General features: G+C 73.6%; 15 protein-coding genes. All 15 read right to left on the bottom strand.

What is annotated here, in order from left to right:
- Positions 1-3 precede the first annotated feature (3 nt).
- Positions 4-1,092: an iron-siderophore ABC transporter substrate-binding protein gene (locus tag GTY67_RS02220; protein WP_161277585.1), complete on the bottom strand. Its 1,089-nt coding sequence runs from the start codon at positions 1,090-1,092 to the stop codon at positions 4-6.
- Between the two features lie 145 nt (positions 1,093-1,237).
- On the bottom strand, positions 1,238-2,101 hold the full coding sequence (locus GTY67_RS02215) for an AraC family transcriptional regulator (protein ID WP_161277584.1): 864 nt from the start codon (positions 2,099-2,101) through the stop codon (positions 1,238-1,240).
- 35 nt (positions 2,102-2,136) lie between these two features.
- A complete protein-coding gene (locus tag GTY67_RS02210; RefSeq protein ID WP_237502541.1) occupies positions 2,137-3,771 on the bottom strand; it encodes an alpha/beta hydrolase in 1,635 nt (544 codons plus the stop codon).
- Positions 3,772-3,855: 84 nt separating this feature from the next.
- The gene (locus GTY67_RS02205; RefSeq protein ID WP_161277583.1) at positions 3,856-5,193 is read right to left on the bottom strand and encodes a HAMP domain-containing sensor histidine kinase; all 1,338 of its coding nucleotides are present in this window, start codon (positions 5,191-5,193) and stop codon (positions 3,856-3,858) included.
- The gene (locus GTY67_RS02200; protein WP_161279935.1) at positions 5,190-5,855 is read right to left on the bottom strand and encodes a response regulator transcription factor; all 666 of its coding nucleotides are present in this window, start codon (positions 5,853-5,855) and stop codon (positions 5,190-5,192) included. Before GTY67_RS02200 ends, GTY67_RS02205 begins: the two co-directional genes overlap by 4 nt.
- A 63-nt stretch (positions 5,856-5,918) precedes the next feature.
- Entirely contained in the window at positions 5,919-6,665 is a 747-nt protein-coding gene (locus GTY67_RS02195; RefSeq protein WP_161277582.1) for a maleylpyruvate isomerase family mycothiol-dependent enzyme, read from the bottom strand.
- 32 nt (positions 6,666-6,697) lie between these two features.
- Complete coding sequence (locus GTY67_RS02190) at positions 6,698-7,054, bottom strand: PRC-barrel domain-containing protein (RefSeq protein WP_093693709.1); 357 nt, start codon at positions 7,052-7,054, stop codon at positions 6,698-6,700.
- Positions 7,055-7,203: 149 nt separating this feature from the next.
- Positions 7,204-7,983 (bottom strand): FkbM family methyltransferase, encoded by a 780-nt coding sequence (locus GTY67_RS02185; protein ID WP_093693708.1) that lies wholly within the window; start codon positions 7,981-7,983, stop codon positions 7,204-7,206.
- Positions 7,980-8,198: a Trm112 family protein gene (locus GTY67_RS02180; RefSeq protein ID WP_161277581.1), complete on the bottom strand. Its 219-nt coding sequence runs from the start codon at positions 8,196-8,198 to the stop codon at positions 7,980-7,982. Before GTY67_RS02180 ends, GTY67_RS02185 begins: the two co-directional genes overlap by 4 nt.
- 53 nt (positions 8,199-8,251) lie before the next feature.
- Positions 8,252-9,148, bottom strand: a complete 897-nt coding sequence (locus GTY67_RS02175) for a hypothetical protein (RefSeq protein ID WP_161277580.1) — start codon at positions 9,146-9,148, stop codon at positions 8,252-8,254.
- 4 nt (positions 9,149-9,152) lie between these two features.
- A complete protein-coding gene (locus GTY67_RS02170) occupies positions 9,153-9,881 on the bottom strand; it encodes a class I SAM-dependent methyltransferase (protein ID WP_093693705.1) in 729 nt (242 codons plus the stop codon).
- Positions 9,878-11,179, bottom strand: coding sequence for a condensation protein (locus GTY67_RS02165; protein WP_161277579.1), 1,302 nt, complete (start codon positions 11,177-11,179; stop codon positions 9,878-9,880). Before GTY67_RS02165 ends, GTY67_RS02170 begins: the two co-directional genes overlap by 4 nt.
- Positions 11,176-15,537, bottom strand: coding sequence for an alpha-(1->3)-arabinofuranosyltransferase family protein (locus tag GTY67_RS02160; protein ID WP_161277578.1), 4,362 nt, complete (start codon positions 15,535-15,537; stop codon positions 11,176-11,178). Before GTY67_RS02160 ends, GTY67_RS02165 begins: the two co-directional genes overlap by 4 nt.
- A complete protein-coding gene (locus tag GTY67_RS02155) occupies positions 15,534-16,262 on the bottom strand; it encodes a class I SAM-dependent methyltransferase (protein WP_093693702.1) in 729 nt (242 codons plus the stop codon). Before GTY67_RS02155 ends, GTY67_RS02160 begins: the two co-directional genes overlap by 4 nt.
- Positions 16,259-17,428 (bottom strand): glycosyltransferase family 4 protein, encoded by a 1,170-nt coding sequence (locus GTY67_RS02150; RefSeq protein ID WP_093693701.1) that lies wholly within the window; start codon positions 17,426-17,428, stop codon positions 16,259-16,261. The genes GTY67_RS02155 and GTY67_RS02150 overlap by 4 nt, the downstream gene beginning before the upstream one ends.
- Positions 17,429-17,603 lie beyond the last annotated feature (175 nt).

Raw genomic sequence — 17,603 nt, 5'->3', positions numbered from 1 at the left:
GGATCAGGAGCCCGCGCCGGTGCTGCCCTTGCCCGCGACGGCGTCGGCGAGCATCGGCACATAGCGTTCGAGACCCCACGGGATGGAGAGCACGGTCGGTCCGCTCGTCGCCATGGCCAGCTGCGGGTCCTGGACGAAGGCGTAGTGCTTGCCCGCGATCGGCTTCCAGCGGGAGAAGAGCGGGTCCTTGAGCGAGTACGTGACCTCGGCGGGGGCGTTCGCCCAGGCCACGACCACATCGGCCTCGACCGTGTCCAGCTTCTCCAGGCTGACGCCGCCGTACCAGTTGGTGCCCTTCGCCGTGGCGGCGATCGTGCTCATCGACGGGGTGTTCTTGAAGCCGATCTCCGTCAGGAGCCGCACCCGGGCGTCGTAGTCGAGATAGAGGCCGACCTCCGTCGACCCGGGGGTGAGGGCGACCGCGTAGGTGAACGTCTTGTCCTTGAACTCCGGGTGGTCCACGGCGACCGCCGCCAGCTGCCCGCCGACGTCCTTGACCAGGCTCTCGGCCTTCTTCTCCTCGCCCATGGCCTTGCCGATGGTGCGGGTCATCTCCTGCCAGGTCCCGCCGTCCCAGGGCTTCTTCAGATAGGGGAGCGTGGGGGCGATCTCGGCGAGGCGCTTGTAGTCGACGTCCGAGATGCCGGAGTACAGGCCGATGATGAGGTCCGGTTCGAGGGAGAGGATCTGCTCGAAGTCGATCTCGCCCGCGTCACCGTACTTCAGCGTCTCGGGCAGGGGCCCGCCGAGCTTCTCGACCTGGGTGCGGAACCAGGGGGTGTACCCGTCCTTGTCGCCGCCCCACTGCTCGTCCACGCCGACCGGCACGGTGCCGAGCGCGGCGACGACGTCCAGCGACATCCAGCTGAGCGTGACGATGCGCTTCGGCTTCTGCTTGATGGTGGTGGTGCCGTGGGCGTGCTCGATGTCCACGGGGAAGCTGCTGGACGCGCCGTCGGCCTTGGCCTCGGTGGTTGTCTTCGCGGACTCACCGCTGCCGCAGCCTCCCAGGACGAGTACGGCACCGACGGCGAGCGCCAGGACTCGGGCCAGCGGGCCCGTTCGGCGTCGGGCCGGAATGGATGGGGACACGTTTCTCCTCGGATCGGGACAGCGCACGGAGTGGCTTGGGTAACCCTTGCCTCGCTGAACGCTAGAAGGGCCGGAGGCCGAGGAGGGTCGCGTACGGGCCAGGGTGCGTCGCGAATCGGCCACGCGTGAGGCGCGTGGTGGGGTATCAGTGGCCGGCGGGGGCGAGCGTCGACTGCTCGCGCAGATACGCCGTCGGGCTGGTCCCCGTCACCCGGCGGAACGCCGCGGAGAACGCGCTCGTCGTGGAGTAGCCGCAGCGGTGCGCGACCAGATTGACCGGGCGGCCCTGGGCGAGCAGGGTCGTCGCCGCGGACATCCGGACCAGCGACCGCCACCGGGTGAACGACATCCCGACGTCCCGGGCGAACGCCCGCGTGATCGTCCGCACGCTCAGCGCGTGCCGGGCCGCCCACTCCTCCAGCGAGAGGTCGCTCTCCGGGTCCCGCATGATGTCCTCGGCCATGGCCCGGATTCGCGGGTCCTCGGGGACGGGGACCTCCATCGCCGCGTGCGGGTCCTCCTCCAGCATCTCGATGATGAGCCGCTGGGCCCGCAGCCGCCGGTCGTCGGGCATCGCGTTGGCGTCGAGGTGGAGCAGCATCTCCTGGAGCGCGCGCCCCATCCGCAGGGAGCGCGGGGCGTTCCAGCGCGGCGGGATCGCGGCCCGGGTCACATAGGTGTAGCAGGCCACGCTCCCCGGGTCGGGGTGGGAGGCGTGCGGGGTGCCCGGCGGCATCCAGGCGGCCTGACCGGGTACGAGGCGGCGCACCGTGTTCCGGGTGTGCAGGGTCGTGGTGCCGGTGTGCGGCCAGACCAGGAGGGCGTCGTCGTGGGTGTGCACCCCGCTCGCGGACGAGCCGGCGGGGGCGGGGCTGTCGAGGACGGCGGTGGTCAGCAGATACGGCGCCTCCACCACGGGCCCGCCGACCGACGGCTCGGCCCAGCGGAGCGGGGTCGCCGAGAGCGTCTCCGCGCGCCCGCGACCGGGGGAAACCACCGAGACCGACATGGTAGTTAGGGTAACCTAACCTCCATGTCGCCGGGTCAGCAGGTGGCCCCGGGGCGGATCCGCTCCAGCTTCACCAGGTAGGCGTCGACCTTCGCCGTGACGCAGGCGTCGCCACGCCCGTACGCGGTGTGGCCCAGCCCCTCGTACGTCAGCAGCATCCCCTTGGGGAACTGCTCCGCGAGGCTCACCGACTCCTCGTACGGCGTCGACGGGTCGCCCGTCGTGCCCACGACCAGGACCGGCGGCACCCCGTCCGCGTCGACCCGGTGCGGGCGCCGCCCGCCGGACGGCCAGTCACGGCAGGTGAGTTCGGCGGTCACCCCGGCGGTGCCGTAGACCCCGGCGGCCTTGTCGGCGGGGGCGAGGGCGTCCCAGTACGGGCGCAAGGAGCGGGGGTGCGGGATGTCGAGGCAGTTGACGGCGGTGAGTGCGGCGTCGCTGTTGTCGGCGGGGGGCTCGGGGGTGTCGCCCTCCTGCTCCTCCTCAGCGGTGCCGGGGGCCTCGGTCTCCTCCTCGGCTTCCTCGTCGTCCAGGGCGCCCAGCTTCGTCGCATCCCCTTGGTCCGCGTCCCGCAGCGCCTCCGACAGCGGCCCCCACTGGTCCTCCGGCGTGTACATCGCCATGGAGACCGCGTCGAGGACGGCGGTCGCGTCCATGCCGCCGTACTCCGCGTACGCACTGTCCTCCGCGACCGGCAGCGGCTCGCGCTCCGCCCGCTGGTAGAGGCGTTCGAGCAGGGCCCGTATCTCCTCGGGGCTCCGGCCCGGGCAGCTCTCCCCGGCGATCTCCGCGCACCGCTCGGCGTAGTCGTCCACGCTCCGCCGGAAGCCGGCCGACTGGCTGATCACCCGCTGCCGCCAGTCCAGCGAAGGGTCGATCGCGCCGTCCAGGACCATGGCGCGGACCCGGCGCGGGAACTGCTCGGCGTACGAGGTGCCCAGGCTCGTCCCGTACGACCAGCCCAGGTAGGTGAGTTCACGTTCGCCGAGGGCCGCGCGCAGGACGTCCAGGTCACGGGCGGCGTCCTCGGTGCCGACGTGCCGGAGGATGGGGCCGCTGTGCTTCTCGCAGTCCTCGGCGGCGGTGCGGGCGCCCGACGCGGCGGCCGAACGGTCGGCTTCCGTACGGGGGTAGAGGGGGGCCACGCCGGCGGAAGCTTCCTCCTCCGCCGGGTCCTCCTCCGTCTCGTCCTCCGCTTCCGCGTCAGCCGGTTCGCAGGTGAGGGCCGGAACGCTCCCCCCGACCCCGCGCAGGTCGAAGCTGACGATGTCGAAGCGGGCCCGCACCGCCGCGCCGAACGACTCGTCCATCCCCTCCTGGAGCGAGCTGACCCCGCCCGCACCCGGGCCACCCGGGTTGTAGACGAGGGAGCCGATCCGGTTCGCCGGACCGGTCGCGGCGGCGCGGGCGACCGGGAGCACGAACGTCCGGCCGTTCCCGGGGTGCTCGTAGTCCAGGGGGACCGTCAGCCGCGCGCACTCGTACCCGTCCGTCGCGCAGTCCGCCCACTGAAGCCGCTGGCCGTAGAACGGTTTCAGGTCGGGCCGTGACGCCGGGTCCGGGGCCTTCGCCGTGCCCCTGTCCGGGACCGCGCCGCCCGTGCAGGCGGTGAGGGAGAGGGCACCGAGGAGGGCCAGAGCGGTGGCGGTGGCAAGGGTGGCGCGGTTCAACGGAGTGCTCCCTGAAGAGGGTCGGGTGGTTCCGGCCCGAAGCATTCCTCGGCGATGCTGAGGTTTTGATGAGGCGCCGTACGGTCAGCCCTCGGTGGACGGTCCCCCTGGCGGCAGGCGCAGCACGAACCGGGCCCCGCCGCGCCGCCCGCTCTCCGCCGCGAGGCTGCCGCCGTGGGCGTGGGCGACCCAGGAGGCGATCGACAGGCCGAGCCCGGTCGACCCCGAGCCGCTGCGGAACCGGTCGAAGAGCGCGCCCGCCACCTCGGGCGGAAGCCCCGGCCCCGCGTCCTCCACCGTGACGGTCGTGGTGGACCCGTCGCCGCCGACGGTGACCTCCACTTCGGCCGGCTCACCGGGCAGGCGGCCGTGGACGAGCGCGTTGCCGACCAGATTGGCCACTGCCCGGCGTACGAGATCGGGGTCGGCGACCACCACCACGGCCCGCTCCGCCCGCACCGTCACCCGCTGCCCCTCGACTTCCGCGTCCTCGACGACGGCCTCCACCAACTGGTCCAGCCGCAGCGGCTCCACCGCGAGCACGGCCGTCCCCGACATCAGCCGCGCCCGGGTGAGCAGCCCGTCCACCAGCGTGCCCATGCCCTCCGCAAGCCGGAGCGTGCGCCGGTGCACATCGGTGGAGTCCGTCTCACCGCGCAGCGCGGTCTCGGCGAGCGTCCGCAGCGAGGCCGCCGGGGTGCGCAGATCGTGCGCGGCGTCGGCAAGGAACGACTCCTGCCGGTCCAGCGCCTCCAGCGCCGGCCGGACCGCCCGCCCCGAGAGCAGGTGCCCGACCCCGGCCGACAGCAGGACCAGCAGCGCGCAGCCGCCGGTCACCACCCAGGTCAGCCGCCGGTGGTCGGCCCGCTGCGCCGAGGCGTCCGCCACGGTGACGAGGACCCCTTGCGGCGAGGCGTCCTCCTCCGCGTCCGGCGGGTAGAAGGGCAGGGCGAACATCCGCACGGGCTCCCCGTCCGCCGTCCGCGCGTCCCGGGACCGGGGTTCGTCGGCCCGTACGGCGGTGGCTGCGGCCTCGCGTACGGAGGCGGCGGAGACGGTGAGACAGGGCCGACGAGGGGCGTGTTCGACGACCAGCTCACCGGGAGCGACGGCCGGTACCGAGAGCAGGAAGAGCGGCGGGCACGCGGTCCCGGCGTTGTCGAGGAGCACCTCGGTGTCCAGCCGCCCGTCCTCGTCCGTCTCCAGCAGACCCAGCGCCCAGTTGGTGTCGGCGCTCATGGTCCGGTCCAGCTGTTCGCGCCCGCGTACGCCGTCGCTGCGCACCGCCAGGACGGCCATCGCGACCAGACTCGCCGCACTGGTCAGCGCGAACAGCACGGTGATGCGCCGGCGCAGTCTCCGTACGCGAGCGGTCGGCGTCAGCGCGCGGGACGAGCGGAACGGCCGGCGCGGGGACCTCATCGGGCGGACTCGTCGGCCAGCCGGTAGCCGACGCCGCGCACGGTGTGGACGAGCGGCGGGCCGCCGAGCTTCCTCCGCAGCTGCGAGATCAGCACCTCCAGCACGTTGGACTGCGGCTCCGCCATCTCGTCCCAGCAGCTCTCGATCAGCTCCGCCCGGCCCACCGCCTGGTCGGCGCGGGTGGCCAGCACCTCCAGGACCGCGAACTCCCGGCGGGTGAAGGTCAGCAGGACGCCCGCCCGGCGCACCTGGCGCCGCGCGGTGTCGATCTCCACGTCCCCGACCCGCAGCACCGGTGGGCTGACGGCCGGAGCGCGTCGGCACAGGCTGCGCACCCGCGCGACCAGCTCCGGCACGGCGAACGGCTTGACCAGATAGTCGTCACCGCCCCGCGCGAACCCTTCCACCCGGTCGGCGACGGTGTCCCGGGCGGTGAGGAACAGCACCGGCACGGCCCGCCCGTCCCGCCGCAGCTCCTCCACATAGACGGCGGCGTCCCCCGACGGCAGCATCCGGTCGAAGACCGCGCAGTCGTACGCCGTGACGAACAGGGCCTCGTCGGCCTGCGGCAGGTCGACGGCCTCGTCGACCGCGAGCCCGGCGGCCCGCAGCGCGGCAGCCACCCCGAACCGGAGGTTGGCGTCGTCCTCGACCAGCAGCACTCTCACGGCGACACCCTAGTTGACCTGCGGAAGGCGGCCTGATCCGGTCGCTTGGGGGCCGGGTCAGATCCAGTACGGCGCGGTCGGCACCGTACCGCCGTCCGACGAGGCCAGGCCGGAGCCGCCGGTGCGCCCGGTCAGCCAGCCGAGGAGATCGGCCTGCGGGCCGCCGACCGTCGGCCCGCCGCTGCCCAGCTCGTGGGTGAGACCGGTGTCCGTCGCCTCGATGCGCAGGGGCGGTACGCCGGAGCGGCGGCGCTGGGCCGCCACGATGTCGTCGATGATCCAGCGGGCGGCCTCGGGCGGAACGTCGTCGAAGGTGTACCCGGCGGCCAGGTCGGCGTGGTGGACTTCGAGCTCCCGCAGCCGCGTCGGCACCAGCTCGGCGGCGGTGCGCAGTTCTCCGGTACGCATCCGGACCGGACGCTCCCAGGCCTCGGGCGACAGGGAACGTACGGCCTCGTCGAACCGTGCGGCGCTCTCGGCGGTGTCGGCCAGCAGCGCCGCGACGGGGCGGCCCGCGCCGCCCTCGATCTCCGCCGCGCGGGCGTCCATGCTCGCGTACTGCGGGGTCTCGACCCCCGTACGGGCCCATGTCAGCAGTCGGCAGAGGCTGTCGGCGGCCCGTGCCACATGGGTGATCACATGGCCGCGCGTCCACGGCGGGATCAGGGACGGGCCGCCCGCGTCGGCCTCCGTGAGCGCCTCGACGGTACGGAGGAAGCGGTCCGTCGAGGCGTCGATCGGACCCAGTGCGTCGGCGTGCCGTAGAGCGGCCCGTATCCCTGGGTTCTGCGAGTCATCCGTCATGCGGAATACGTTATCCGCATGGCGGTATCAGGTCAGCGGCGGGCCAGCACCCGTACGCCGTCGGCCGGGGGCAGGTACGGCAGGCCGAAGTAGGCGAAGAGCGCCGGCTCGTCCTCGGCGGGCAGGACGTCGTCCGTACCGATCGAAGGGCCGTCCTTCACCTTGCCCCGGTCATGGGCGACCTTCACATAGTCCGGGCCGACGACGGCCCCCGTCAGCGGTACGAAGACCAGCCGGTGGCGGGTCGGCAGGCCCACCACCACGGTGGCGAACGCCGGGGCGTCCGTCCCGGTGTCGACGTAGACGGATTCCAGCGACCCGATCCTGCGGCCGTCGGGGTCGACGACGTCACGCGTACGCCACTCACGGATGTCTGCGCTCTCGATCACGGCGGAACTCCTCGGGGTCGGCCAGGTCTTACGTGGCGCTCTCGGCGGGTCTGCCCGGTGGCCGCCCCCACAAGGGCGGCCGCCCGGCTCTCCTCTCCCACCTGCCCCGTAACCTCCCCTGTCAGCGCAGATCGCCCCGGTGGATTCACTCAGGCGGCCGATGAGCCCGGCACCCGCCCCTCGGGAAGGAACAGCACCGAGTTGATGTACCGGGTGCGCTGCGGCACGAACGCCCGGCGCAGCAGCCCCTGGTGGACGAGGTGTTCCGTCCTCGCCTGGTGGGCCGGCAGGTCGAACCCGGCCAGCGGGACCCAGTGCCGACCCGCCAGCACCCACCCCGCGTACCCCTGGTCCGTGAGCAGGTCGACCGCCGGGGCGATCGGGCCGAGCCGGCTCTCCAGTTCGACGAGCAGCGCCGGGCGGTCCCGCTTCAGCAGCTCCGCCGCGCCCCGCAGCGCCGCCACCTCCGCGCCGTCGACGTCCATCTTCACGAAGCCGACACCGTGCAGGTCCAGGCTGTCGATGGTGAGGGACTCCACCTCGACGCAGTGCGCGTGGATGTCACGCCGCTCCAGCGAGGAGACCCCGCGGTCGCCGTGGTCGCCCTCGGGGAACCAGAGCTGGACCGTGGAGCCGACCCGGTCCGTCGCCGCCCCCTGGACCACCCGCGCGTTCGGCGGCAGCGTACGGCGCAGATGGTCGGCCAGGTGCGGTACGGGCTCCACGGTGACGACCTCGGTGCAGCGGCGGGCCAGGCGGCGCGACCAGGGGCCGTACCAGCCGCCGATGTCCACGGCGGTACGGCCGGGCGGGCAGAAGTCGGCGAGCCGGCGCAGCTCCGGTTCGAAGCGCGGGTAGAGGGCGACGGCGGCGGAGGCGACCAGGCCGGTGGGCAGCCGGGACGCCACCGCCGCGGCGAACGTGGTCACGTGGCCGAGGCCTTCAGGTGCGCTACGTATCTCTCGTGGACATCGGCGTCCACCTTGCGGCCCGAGGAGGGCAGCAGCTGCGGGATGCCGTCCAGGATCGGGTAACTCAGGCGCAGCCGGGGGTTGTAGAGCGCCTCCTCGTCGGCCAGGAGGGACAGCGGGCCCTTGTCGAGGGGACAGGCCAGGATGGCGAGCAGCGGGTCGTCGGGGTTCATGGGGACTCCCTCGGTGGTGGGGACGGGACGGGGAACGTGGGCCGTGGCCGTGGTCAGGACGGGGCCGCCTCGGCGGGCGGGTCGTGGCGCGGCATGGCCAGCAGGACGGTGAGCGCCAGCGCGGTGCCGGCCAGCCGCAGGGTCAGCAGCAGCGGGTCGTCGGGGAGCGACTCCCCGAAGGCGAGGGTCCCGAGGACCGCGGTGAACAGGCAGGTCACCGTGGTGCACACAGGCACGATGAGGGAGGCCCGGCAGCGCTGGAGCGCCGTCTGCGACATCACGAGACCGGCCACGGCGGTGAAGAGCAGCAGATACGGGTAGGGCGAGCCGAACAGGGAACGGGCCGCCTCCCCCAGGTCGGTGGTGGTCAGCCGGCTGGAGGTGCCCTTGATGGCCAGCGAGCTGACGCCGTACAGCAGCCCGACCGCCACCCCGTAACCGATGCCGCTGGTCGGCACCCGGTGGCGCTTGGCCGACCGGCTCTCCACCCGGATGTAGAGCCAGACGCCCGCCGCCAGCGCCGGGACGCAGACCAGGAGCACCAGCATCCAGGGGGCACCGGCGCTCACCACGTCCTCGCCCTCGCGCACCGAGGCGACGACCATCAGCAGCGCCACCAGGACCCCGCCCAGCGCATAGCGTTCCCGGCCGGTCGACTCCTCGCCCAGGACGGCCGAGGAGAGCAGGAGCAGCAGCACCAGGCCGGAGACGAAGATGCCCTGCGCCGCCGCGATCGGCAGCGCCCGGTAGACGATCAGCTGGGCCGCGAAACCGGCCGCCAGCGACAGCGCGCCCACGATCCACAGCGGGCTGGTGAGCAGGACGAGGATCACGCGCAGCGGCTTGCCCGCGAAGAGCGCGGGCAGATTGCCCAGGGCCCGCTTCTCCACCACGAACCCCACGCTGTACAGCAGGTTGGCCACCAGCGCGGCCCCCACACCCCACCACATCGCGCTATCGCCGCCGAGCGTGGGCCAGCAGGATGGACGCCGCACCGGGCACCGCGCATGCCGCCCTGTCCACCAGCCGCAGCGGACGCGGCACCCCGTGGAAGGGGGCGCCGGTGATCTTCACGTCCTCGAAGCCGGAGGCCGTCAGGAAGGAGCGCAGCGCGCGGGCGGTGTAGAGCCGCAGATGGCCCACCACCTCCGAGCCGGGCCTGCCGTGGATCCCGCGCAGGCTCACCTCGGAGAAGACCGGCTGCACCCCGGCCAGCAGCAGCGCCCGGTTGTACCAGGCGGCCAGGTTCGGGGTGGAGAGCATCAGGTGGCCGCCCGGCTTCAGGATCCGCCGCAGCTCGTCCAGCGCCTGGTCCGGGTCGACCAGGTGCTCCAGGATCTCGCTGAACAGCACCGCGTCCGCGCACCCGTCGGCCAGCGGCAGCCCCCCGTGCTCCAGCTCGCCCCGGACCACCGAGCCCATCCGGGGGCGGGCCCGGCGCAGCGCGTCCTGCGACCAGTCGACGCCGATCAGCCGGTGCCCGGCGAGGATCGGCGCGGCGGTGGCGGCGGCCGTCCCGTCGCCGCACCCGACGTCCACGACGACCTGGCCCGTACGCCCCTCCAGGGCGGCGGCCAGCAGCCGCGCCTGACGTCGGCTGCGGCCGTCGCCGGAGGCCACGGGGACGGCCGGGTTCTCGTAGAAGTCCCGCAGCCCGGGCGGGGGAGAGACGGTGTCGGTCACGGGGCCTCCGAGGATGTCGCGGCCAGATGACGGGAGAACAGGCCGAGCAGCGCCTCGCCGTCCGCGTCGCCCAGCAGGGACCGCGACCAGCGCAGGGCCAGATGCAGCCGGCCGTCCGTGGACGCGGTGGTGAACGTCAGCCCTCTCGGCATCCGGGCCGGTGCGGAGATCCACAGGGCGGCGGACCTCCCCGCGTCGCCGAAGTCCAGCGGGTACGGGATCCGGCCGATGTTGCTGAGCAGCGTCGTCGACGTCCACGGACCCGCCAGTACCCGCAGCGCCCGGGTGTACGCCGCACGCGCGGCGACCGGCAGCAGCGGGGTCGTCAACAGTGAGGCCGAACGACCCAGTTGGGGGCGCGGCTGCGCCTTCAGGACCCGGGTGCGCTCGGCGGTCAGACGCAGCAGCGCGGCGATGTCCCTGCCGGACGCCACCTCCGCCGCGTCGAAGCCGACCTCGACCAGCCGGGTGCCGTTGCCGATCGGCATCTCCGGCCCCCGGGTGCGGTCGTCGACCGGCATGGTGATCCGCAACGGCCGCTCGGCCGCCCCCTGTTGCCGGTTCCAGTCGGCCACCGTCAGGGCGGTGGCCACCATCAGCTGGTCGTTCACGGTGTAGGGGGCGCCGGACTCCCGCCGGGGCACCGGGAGTTCGGCGAGCAGCTGCCCGTTGCCCGGTGCCCTGGCCGGGGTGCCCGCCGCCACCCGGGCCGGCCGAGCGAAGGCGGACGGACCGGAGTGCGGGGGCGGTGGTGCGTCGGCCGGGCGGGCCGGGGCGGACGGCTGGGGAGCGGACCGTCCGCTGTAGATCTCGGCGGCGGTGGCCACCAGCCGCAGACAGGCGGGCCCGTCGAGTGCGGTGTGGTGCACGGCGAGTACCAGCACGCACCCCTCCCTGTCCGGCTCCTCGACCACACCGACCCGCAGCGGAGGGGAGACGGTGAGCGGCGGGGCGGTGGTGAGGGACGCCGTCCGCGCCCGGTCGAGTGCGCCGGGTGCGGACGGCAGGAAGGTGACCGGTTCCCGGTCCGGGCCCTCCGTCAGCTCCCACTCGTACCGCCGTGCGAGCGGACCGCGCGGCCGCTCCCGCATCAGCGCCCGCGGATACCGCGCCAGCGACGCGGCGAAGGCGGCGCGCAGCCGGTCCTCCTCGACCCGGCCGGGCAGATGGATCTCGATGTGGATGGTGCTCGGCTCGGCGTCCTGGGCGCAGTGCCGGTCCACCTCGTCGACGACGGGGAACGGTATCCGGGGCAGCCGCCCGGCCGTCTCCGGCCGGGCGGGGTGCGTGGCGGTCATCCGGTGGGTCCTCCGCTGCCGGGCGGAGCCGTCGGGCCGCCCGGACCGCGTGCGGGCGGCTCGGTGTGCGGCCTCTTGGCGTCGGCGGAGAGGGTCCGGCCGGACGGCCGCACCGCCTGCTGCTGCGGGATCGTCGCGTCCGTGTCGTCCTCACCGGCCCTCGCGGGAGCGGGTTCCGTACCCCGGCCGGCCCGTCGCCTGCCCCGGACCGGGGCGGACCCGACCGTGACCAGTGCGGCGAACAGGGCGATCAGCGCCAGGAGTTGGGCCGTCGCCCCGAAGGCGCCCTGGTCCGTGGCGGTGTACTCCCCGGTGCCGACGGCCGCGACGACCCCGGCCCCGGCCATCGCCGCGAAGGCGACCGGCGCCAGCAACGAGGACCGGAAGTGGGCGAGTACGGCGAGCACGGGCACCACCAGGGCGACCGGCCCCGCGATCACGATGCCGACCAGGGTCAGCGCCACGGTGCCCAGGATCAGCCCCGGAGCCGGCGGCACGGCCCGCTCGTCACCCGCGTACGGACCCTCGTGCGCGCCCTCCGCCGGGCCGGAGCCCCGGCGGCGTACGAAGGCGAGTCCCACCAGGACCAGGAACAGCACCCCGGCCCCGATCAGCCCGGCCCGGTAGATCAGCGCGGGCTCGTACTCCAGGGTGACCGTGCCGCCCTCGCCCTCGGGGACCAGCCACGCCTGCTGCCAGCCGTCGATCCGCAGCGGCGTCAGCTCCTTGCCGTTCAGCGTGGCCTTCCAGCCCTTGTTGTGGTTCTCGTGGAGCTGGAGGTACGAGGCCTCACCGGCGCCGACCGCCAGCGTGCGGCGGTCGCCGTCGCTGTCCTTGACGTCGACCGTACGGGCGGTGGCCGCCGGGGCCTTCGTCTCGCCCGTGGAGAGCGTGACATCGGTGATGGCGAGCGGACCGGCGTCACCGGCCTCGACGGTGTGGGTCGAGGCGCTCAGCTCCACCTCGGACCGCTCGGAGCAGAGCGAGACCGCGATGGGCCGGCGCTGCGTCAGATCCCGGATCCGGCCCTCGGCCTTGGTCTCCATCAGCGTGCCGCCGATGGAGAGGACCGGACCCTGGCCGCAGGGCAGGCTGAACTCCTTCTCCGGGTCGGGCTGCGGCGAGCGGAACTGCTCCAGCGCCGGGATGTAGACCTCGCTCAGCCCGACCGGCAGCTGCAACTGCCCACCGGCGAACGGGTTGTGCACCGTGAGCGGCGCCTGACGCGAGATGGTGATGTCCATCCGGTCGGTGGTGATGGGCGAGAAGCGGGCCATGCCGTTCTCGTCCACCGCCGCCACCGCCGTACCGTCCGGCGAGCTGATCTGGACCTGCTCGGGCCGGGTGGAGATCCCGCCGGCCGCCGCGAACACGATCTCCCCGATCTCGGTCTTCTTCGGCCAGGACAGATGGAGTACGGGACGGTCGCCCGCGATCCACGCCGTGGTGAGGTCGCCGTCCGTCAGGTTGCGCGCGCTGAGGTTGGTGCCCAGCCGCGCCGTGGAGTCGGCGCTCACCAGGATCTTGTCGCGCTCGCCCGTCAGGTCGAACAGCAGCTTGTCGAGGGCCTCGCCCGGAACGGGCACCGCGCTCGCGGCGACCGTGTACCGGCCGGCCTGACCCGCCGTGAACTGGCGGTGCAGCCCGGTCTCCGCCGCCACCGCCGAGAGACCGCCCGGGTCGCTGCCGCGCTTGAGCGAGTAGACCGTCGAGTCGGCGCCCTCACGCGGTGCGTCGGAGGGCAGCTCCAGCATCCGGGTCACCTGCACCCCGGGGATGGCGATGTCGGTGAACCCGGCGCCGGTGAGACCCGGGCGCCCCTGCTGGGACTTGAGGATGGTCACCTTCAGCCACGAGGCAGGCCCGGCGGGCGCGGCCACCTCCTGCGGGGAGCCGTCGGGGCGGATCGGGCTGTCCTTCGAGCCGCGGTCCGTCTCGACCCGCACCTCGGTCGCCGCCGCCCGCACCCCGTTGCCGGGCAGCGGGGTGAGCTGCAACGAGCCCGGAAGCTCCTGCGTACCGGAGAAGTCGATCCGTACCCACTCGCCCTCGGGGGAGGCGGCGGAGCCCTCCGCCCAGGCGGTGTCCGGGTTGCCGTCGAAGGCGTTGGCCGGGTCGTACTGCGGCAGATGGAACAGCCAGTTGCCGATGGACGACGCGCTCACCGACTTCGCGCCGCGCAGCACCGCCGTGGTCTGGTGCTCCTTGCCTGACGTCGGCAGGATCTGGCGCGGCTCCGCACCCGGGTCCTGCTCCGACTCCGGCGCGTTGCGCTCGTCGGCCGTATAGGTGTGCGACGTATTGGTGTTGACCAGGCCGAACCGGGTGTCGGCCCGGCGCAGCCCGTCACCGGCCACGTAGAGGGACGGCTTCCCGACGCCCGGGTGGGCATCACCGGCCAGCACGGTGGGCCGGCCGTCCAGGGCACCGCTCGCCGAGAGCGGCAGCAGGGACTCCGGTCCGCCGCTGACGACGGCGGTCGAGGAGACGGGCGCGATGCTCGCCCGGCCGGGACGCTCGGTGCCGGCGGGCGGCTCGTAGATCTCCACCGCGCTCTGGCGCGGGTAGAGGCCCTCGACCTGGATGGGCGTGTCGTTGGCTATGCGCCCGCCGGTCATGACCGGGCCGAAGCCGGTGACCCGCTTGTAGCCGGAGGCCTCCAGGGTGCGCTTGACCGTGGTGGTGGGGACGTACCCCAGCTGGTCCGGGTCCAGGTCGTTGCGGACCACGACGTAGTGCAGCCCGGCCCGGTTCAGGTACTCGCTCAGCCCGGGGACCCGGCCCCCGGACGTCAGCGCCTGCTCCACGGCGTCCATCGCGCGCCGGTTGCCCGGCGTGCCGAAGGGGACGTAGTCGCGCTGGGCGTACGGCGTGTCGGCCAGCACGTCCAGCGGCTGGTCGATGGGGGAGCCCCAGGTGTAGATGCCGTGCGCGGTGGCCGGGACCACCAAGGCCCGGTCGTTGGCCGAGTTGTCCTTCAGCCAGCCTGCGGCCTTCGCCCAGTGGTTCGGGATCTCCTTGAACGAACCGGGCTGGAGGATCGACCCGTTGACGTACGGCCAGGCCAGACCCGGCAGCACCAGCACGGCGGCGATCACCGGAGCCAGCCGGCGGGCCCGCGCGGGCACCCGCTCCTCGCGCTCCGCCCGCAGCGAGGCCACGGCGGTGAGGTGCGCCAGGCCGAGCGCCAGGGCGAGGGCCAGACCCGTCTGGAACTTGTAGATGTTCCGGAACGGCACCAGCCAGGTGTCCAGCCACTCCTGCACGGTCCCGTGGAAGAGACCGCCCAGCGCACCGCCGTACCCGGCGAGTGTGATCAGCGCGACGGACAGCACGGTCAGCACCAGCCAGCGGCGCTCCGGCAGATCGCGCCGCGCCAGACCGGCCAGACCCAGGGCGGCGGCCAGCGCCGACCCCAGGATGGTGACGGTCGCCGTGGCGACGGTCCACCCGGCGGGCAGCCAGGCCTCGCCGAAGTTCAGATAGCCCACCCAGTTGCCCGCGCCGCGCAGCACCTCGGTCGCCGACATGGTCGTCGTCGTGGTGAACGAGGACTCCACGTACGGCATGAAGTTCTCACCGAAGGTGCCCAGCAGCAGCAGCGGAACGATCCACCAGGCGGTCGCGAGGATCACGCCCGGGATCCACCACAGCAGCAGCGCCCGCTTGCGCGGACCGGCGGGCCGGGACAGCAGATACAGCCCGACCGGCAGCAGCGAGGCCAGCGTCGACGCCGCGTTCACCCCGCCCATCAGCGGGATCAGCAGCGCGGAACGGGCGGCGGCGATACGCGGCGCCAGGCGCGGGTCCGTCAGCGGCAGCAGCACCCACGGCAGCAGCGCGCCCGGCAGGGCGGCGGCCGAGGTGGAGCCGATCACGATCGTGTACGTCGGCCAGAGCGCGTACACGACGGCGCCGAGCAGCCGGGTGGCCGGGGAGCCCACGCGCAGCCGCTCCGCCAGCCGCAGCGCACCCCAGAAGGCGGCCGCCACGATCAGCGAGAGCCACAGCCGCTCCGCCAGCCAGGTCGGCACCTTCAGCAGGTCGGCCAGACCGTAGTACGGCAGCATCGGCACGAGGTAGCCGATGTACTGGTCGGCGATCCCGCCGAACCCGGACCGGCTGTGCCACAGCTCGCCCAGGTCGCCGAGGAACCGCCCGGGATCCACGACGACACCGAGCTTGGTGTCGAACGTCATGCGCCCCGGCGACACCGCCAGGAACGCCACGAACACCGTGGCCCAGAACCCCAGCAGCCAGCGCCGCGAACGGGGCGCCGGGTCGTCGGCCGGTCTGCCGGGCGGCGGGTCGCCGCCGTCCGGGACCTGGTGGGGTGGGTGGTGGACTGCGCTGGTCATGAACACCGCCGGAGAATGAGGAGGAGGTTCCAGGTGGCGAATTCCCGCAGTCCGGGCACCCGGGTAACGAGTTCGGGCAGGACCGGCCAGTACCGCGACCGGGCGGACACCACGTCCACGTCGGTGCGGCCCCGCACATGGCGCAGCGTCGGGCCGACGCCGATCCTGAAGAGGTTCTCGCCCAGGCGGTGCTTGGCCGGATGGCCCGTGCGCCGCTCGTAACGGGCGCGGGCGCGCTCGGCGCCGGCGTAGTGCCAGGGGGCCCACTCGTGGCCGCCCCACGGCGAGTACCAGTTGGTGAACGAGACGTAGATCAGCCCGCCGGGGCGGGTGACGCGCGCCATCTCGCTGATGAAGGTGTGCGGGTCCGCGACGTGCTCCAGCACGTTGGAGGAGAAGGCGACATCGGCCGCCCCGTCCGCCAGGGGCAGCAGATAGCCGTCGGCGACGACCGTGTCCCGCGGCCCCTGCGGCTGCCGGTCGCCCAGCTCCCCGGGGTCCGGCTCGAAGAGGTAGCTGTGCGCGCCGCGCCGCCGGAACTCCCGGGTGAAGTAGCCGTTGCCGCCGCCGATGTCGACGACGACCTTCCCCTCCAGCGGCACATGGCGCTCCACCTGGTCCGCCGCGTCCCTGGCCAGCAGGGTGTAGACGGTGGCCGGGTCCTCCCCCTCGCGCAGGAAGGCGCGGAACAGGGTGAGGGAGCGGCGGAAGGACGGGTCTTTCACGAGCGGGCACCCGTCGGCCAGGACCGCGTACCGCTGATCGCCTCGGCGGCCACGGCCTCCAGCTGGGTCACGCTGCTGCTCCACCGGTAGGCGGCGGCCCGCTCGCGCGCCGCCTTGCCCATCGCCTCGCGGCGCTCCTCGTCCAGCGCCAGCGCGCACCAGGCCGCGGCGAAGGACGACTCGCCCCGGGCGAGGATGCCCGTGACCCCGTCCTCGACGGAGTCCCGCAGCCCGGGCACGTCGAAGCCGAGCGTCGGCGTCGACCGGGTACCGGCCTCGGTGACGACCAGCCCCCACCCCTCGACGGACGCCGGGTGCAGCAGCATCCAGGACGCGCAGAGCAGCCGGTGCTTCTCCGCCTCGGACACATGCCCGGCGAACTCCACGTCCGGCCCGGCCAGCCGCTCCAGCTTCTCCCGCTCGGGACCGTCGCCGACGATCACGAGCCGGCCGCCGGTGACCGGCCGGACCCGCTCCCAGAGCTGGAGCAGCAGATCGATGCGCTTGTAGTCGACCAGCCGGCCGAGCGCCAGGAAGAGCGGGGTCGCGGACCGTTCGCTCTGCGGCAGCGGCTCCTGGACGCCGTTGTTCACCAGCCGGATGCGCTCGTCCGGAACGCCCAGCTCCCGCAGGGCGCCCGCGGTGGACGGCGAGACGGCGATCATCAGATGGTCCCGGTAGGCCCGGGACAGCGCCCAGTGTTCGAGCTGACGCCCGGCGCGGGCCACCGGCGCCGGGAATCGCATCTCCCACAGGTCGGTGTGGACGTGGTTGACCAGGCACACGGTCGGACCCCGGTGCCACAGGGGCGCCAGGTAGGGCATGCCGTTGCAGACCTCGACGAGCAGGTCGCAGCTACCGACCTGCCGGGCGAACGCGGAGCGCGCGCCGAGGTAGTGCCCCAGCTGCGAGCCCGCGGAGACGACCCGGTAGGGCCGGCGCGCGGCCTGCCCGCCGCAGAGGAGGGTGACGTCATGGCCCCGTTCGGTGAGACCGAGGGCGAGCTGGTCGACGAGCAGCTCGGAGCCGCCCGCGGCCGGGTTGCCCAGGTCGCGGTGGGCGAGGAAGACGATGCGTCTGGGGGAGGCGGAAACCCTGGGGGAGACCTGGCCCTGACCCTGCGGCGCGGCTGCGGGAAGCAGCGGGGGAGGTACGTGCTGGGGCATGGGTGCTCCAACTCGGCTCGGGGGCGGGGGACTCGTGGCGGGGCTTGTGGAACACGGAGAGGGGACGGAGAGGAAAGCGGAGGAAAGGGGCGGGGCCGGGGCACTACGGGAGCGGGGCGAACGGATTCGGGTACGGGTGTGGAGAACGCGGCTGTGGGGCGCGCGAACGAGGGAC

It is taken from the genome of Streptomyces sp. SID8374 (assembly GCF_009865135.1).
Lineage (GTDB): Bacteria > Actinomycetota > Actinomycetes > Streptomycetales > Streptomycetaceae > Streptomyces.
The sequence above is the reverse complement of the archived record's forward strand: the minus strand, read 5'-3'. Positions and strand labels throughout refer to the sequence as shown.

What these genes read in the sequence shown, in the direction of transcription:
- GTY67_RS02215 (WP_161277584.1), bottom strand. Translation starts at nt 2,101, where the DNA reads ATGTCGGTCTCGGTGGTTTCCCCCGGTCGCGGGCGCGCGGAGACGCTC.
- GTY67_RS02205 (WP_161277583.1), bottom strand. Translation starts at nt 5,193, where the DNA reads ATGAGGTCCCCGCGCCGGCCGTTCCGCTCGTCCCGCGCGCTGACGCCG.
- GTY67_RS02195 (WP_161277582.1), bottom strand. Translation starts at nt 6,665, where the DNA reads ATGACGGATGACTCGCAGAACCCAGGGATACGGGCCGCTCTACGGCAC.
- GTY67_RS02180 (WP_161277581.1), bottom strand. Translation starts at nt 8,198, where the DNA reads ATGAACCCCGACGACCCGCTGCTCGCCATCCTGGCCTGTCCCCTCGAC.
- GTY67_RS02175 (WP_161277580.1), bottom strand. Translation starts at nt 9,148, where the DNA reads ATGTGGTGGGGTGTGGGGGCCGCGCTGGTGGCCAACCTGCTGTACAGC.
- GTY67_RS02165 (WP_161277579.1), bottom strand. Translation starts at nt 11,179, where the DNA reads ATGACCGCCACGCACCCCGCCCGGCCGGAGACGGCCGGGCGGCTGCCC.
- GTY67_RS02160 (WP_161277578.1), bottom strand. Translation starts at nt 15,537, where the DNA reads ATGACCAGCGCAGTCCACCACCCACCCCACCAGGTCCCGGACGGCGGC.
- GTY67_RS02150 (WP_093693701.1), bottom strand. Translation starts at nt 17,428, where the DNA reads ATGCCCCAGCACGTACCTCCCCCGCTGCTTCCCGCAGCCGCGCCGCAG.